Raw genomic sequence first — 3528 nt, 5'->3', positions numbered from 1 at the left:
AGAATCTTTTAAATGAACTTCATAGACCTTCATTTTTTAGACAGCTCGCATTACTTAACTAAAATTAATCAACCATAAATAAAATTAACATTTGAAATCCCATATATTTGTAACTCGAAAGTTACTTTGACATAATTTATATCATAATAGGTTCACAAATCGTCAACATCGATTGTGAAAATTAGCAAAGAGTCCATTCTGACTGACTTCAGAGGCATAGGTTCAAACCCCAGCCAGGTCACAACGTGAGATGGAAATCCTGACAGCAAGGTCAGGATTTTTTTATGAAATAAAATTGGGGCGAGAAGTTTATGCCGTATTTGGCGCAAAAACGCGATACTACGGTAAGCCCCAGCCAGGTCACCAGAGAGAGCAAAACCCACCTAAAATAGGTGGGTTTTTATTTTGAAAATAATTCAAGCCTGCTTGATATTATTTAAAAAATTAAAACTAGCAACCACTAGGTTGCTGGGTTTTGCTCTTTGACCTTGGGACGGCTGGGTCAGACGAGTGAAACGAGTCAACCCCAGCCGAGGAAATAAATCCCAGGCACCAAATTCCAATAAATCTTTTAAATAAACAGATTTTGCTTTTGCAGTTTGGGAGTGTTGGGTCAGACGACCAAATATGTCAACAGAAACCTTGGTGATGGTTGAGGGATTCAACCCCAGCCAGGTCACTTTTTAAAAACCTGATTATCAATGAGTTAGCAATTTTAATAATTGCTAACTTTTTTTATACAATTGATTTTCAATTACTTACAGCTTTTAAGAATTTCCCATTTGAGTTAAAGCGGACGTAACCCCAAAGTATTGGGTTTGGGGTTGTGTCCAAGACCTATACAATGAAGCTCTTTGCCCGAAATGAAGGACAACGGAGTGAGGGGAATGTGCTGAGTGGTCTAATACCTCAAAGTCACCTTTTCGGTAAGTATAAATTTTTCAAACTCTAAAAGGCCCCATGAATGGGGTTTTTCAGCTTTAGGTTCTGGTGCCTTCGCATCTATTTATCTTCTTCTATAACCATTTCATAGATTCATTTTATCACCAACAACCAAAACATCTGTTACTCTATGTAATGTGGTGGTCTATTAACAATCTGGAAATCTTACCCAGATACCTGATGAAAATCATTGCCCCAGCCAGAAGGGTTGCGTAAATTTTAAATTAGACTAGAATATTAAAAATACAAATAGAATGAGCACCCAATATATAATCGATAACGCTCTCTAAACGAACGCATTGCGCTTATAACAAAGGTTCCCTACAAGAAGAAATTAATAAAATTATATTAACATTTAAAAAAGCAGAATTATGAAAATCAACAAAGAAGACATGCCAATTGTCATGCAAACCCCTGATTCAATTATGCGCAACATAACGGGTTATGGAGGAATGACCATTGCTTTTAATGAACTACCCAAAGGAACTGACTTTACACCTTTGCTTCAAGGACTAAAAAATAACAGTTGCCATTGCCCACATTGGGGCTATATTGCTGAGGGTGCAATACGGCTAATTTATGATGATAAATCTGAAGAAATTGTCAAAAAAGGTGATGTATTTTACTGGCCTGCAGGACATACTGCCATTGTTGAAGAAGATGTAAAAATAATTGATTTTAGCCCTGAGAAGGAGTTTGGTGAACTGATGGAACATATAGGTAAAAAAATGGCGGAACTGGAAGAATAAACTAAAATAAACCTGCCGAGAACAGAGGCTATTATTCTAAACTGGCTATTGGCCAAGACGACTACATAGCCACAGCGTTATCTATTAACCTCCTAAAAGAACAACGTCTGTGATTCTATCTAAAGTGTACATTTAGAACATAATGTACCGCATAACTTATAGGCACTAATCACCTTTTGGGTAAAATCTAAATATACTATCTTAGTTTACATAAGTGGGATATAATCAATATCTATATCCCATTGTTACCGCCAATGCTAACAAAACATAATCATCTTGAAATATGAAAAATATAGCTAAGATATTCGTCACCGTTTTTTTAATTGGTATTTCTCTATCTGCAATTGGTCAATCACTTATTACACCTGATGAATCTGGACTGTCCTTAGAAAAGTTAGAGACGATCGACCGAATTCTAAATGAATATGTGGATCAAGAGGAAGTTGCAGGTGGAGTTGCATTAATTGCCAGGAAAGGTCAGATTGGGTATCTCAAAGCTTTTGGTATGAAGGATATCGAATCAAAACAGCAAATGAAAACTGATAACATATTCAGAATCGCCTCGATGACTAAAGCTATAACCGTTGCAAGTACAATGATGCTCTTCGAAGATGGATATTTTACCTTGGATGACGCTGTTTCCAAATACATACCAGAATTTTCAAACATGCAGGTTATGGTTGAGGATACTGTTAATAAATCATATGTTTTGGAAAAAGCTCGATCTCAAATAACCATTCGCCACTTGCTTAATCATACATCAGGATTAACATATGCCTTCTTGAAGCAACCATACATTTCTGATATATACATTGAAAATGAAATTTATAATGGTCTTGGAGAATCAGAAGGTAGTATAGAAGATATGGTAAAAAGATTGGCAAAATTGCCGCTCGTCCATCATCCGGGAGAAAAATGGCAGTATGGTTTAAATATGGATGTTCTCGGATATTTAATCGAAGTCGTTTCTGGCCAAACATTCGATAAATTCGTCACGGATAGATTATTTGTCCCATTAGAAATGAATGATACTTATTTCTATTTACCACAACAAAAAGTTAAACGATTAGCATCCTTATATGGAATTGATTCATTAGGACAATTGAGGAAGCTTATCGGTCTAGATCAAACCAGATTTTTTACCGACTATACAATGCATGAAACAAATAAAAATTACTTTTCCGGTGGGGGCGGATTAGTTTCGACGGCTGAAGACTATTTTAAATTTCTTCAAATGCTTCTTAGCAATGGGAAATTCAAAGACAAACAACTACTAGGAAGAAAAACTGTTGAACTTATGACAAGTGAACAGACTGGAGATAAATTCAACTGGTTTAAGGGACACGGTTTTGGATCTGGATTTGCCATTTCAAGAGGCCCGATATTTACAGGTAATCCCGGGAGTGAAGGCACATATTCATGGTTAGGATATTTCGATTCATTTTATTGGGTGGATCCTCAGGAAGAATTAATTGGGATCTTGATGACCCAACTTAATCCAAATAAAAATGACATGAATGTCAAATTCAAAAATCTGATGTATCAAGCAATTAATGATTGAACCGCTGAAAAAACAAAGGTGGTAACAAAAGATAAATTGCATTAAAACGAACCATACACAAACCGTTCGTTGTCAATACCTCCTAAAAGAGCAACATCGGTAGTGGTATATAATGAGGTGGTCTATTTATCTTCAATAGTTATCTTAGTAACAGGCATGTTGGATAATTCAGTATCTTAGGAAGAACAACCAACCACCACTTATGATCAACTTCTTTAGAAAAATCCGCAAGAAACTCGCAGACGATAATAAGCCTTTAAAATACATGAGGTATGC

3 protein-coding genes are annotated in these 3528 nt (G+C 35.9%); 2 read left to right on the top strand and 1 reads right to left on the bottom strand.

Annotation, left to right across the window (positions count from 1 at the left end; genetic code table 11):
- Positions 1–416: 416 nt before the first annotated feature.
- Complete coding sequence (locus Q0X66_RS15580) at positions 417–680, bottom strand: hypothetical protein (RefSeq protein WP_297707995.1); 264 nt, start codon at positions 678–680, stop codon at positions 417–419.
- Positions 681–1313: 633 nt separating this feature from the next.
- Here Q0X66_RS15580 and Q0X66_RS15575 point away from each other — a divergent pair.
- A complete protein-coding gene (locus Q0X66_RS15575; RefSeq protein WP_297707993.1) occupies positions 1314–1691 on the top strand; it encodes a hypothetical protein in 378 nt (125 codons plus the stop codon).
- A gap of 283 nt (positions 1692–1974) precedes the next feature.
- Entirely contained in the window at positions 1975–3252 is a 1278-nt protein-coding gene (locus Q0X66_RS15570) for a serine hydrolase (protein ID WP_297707991.1), read from the top strand.
- Positions 3253–3528: the final 276 nt, after the last annotated feature.

Origin of the sequence: uncultured Eudoraea sp. (assembly GCF_947260015.1) — a bacterium.
Lineage (GTDB): Bacteria > Bacteroidota > Bacteroidia > Flavobacteriales > Flavobacteriaceae > Eudoraea.
The sequence above is the reverse complement of the archived record's forward strand: the minus strand, read 5'-3'. Positions and strand labels throughout refer to the sequence as shown.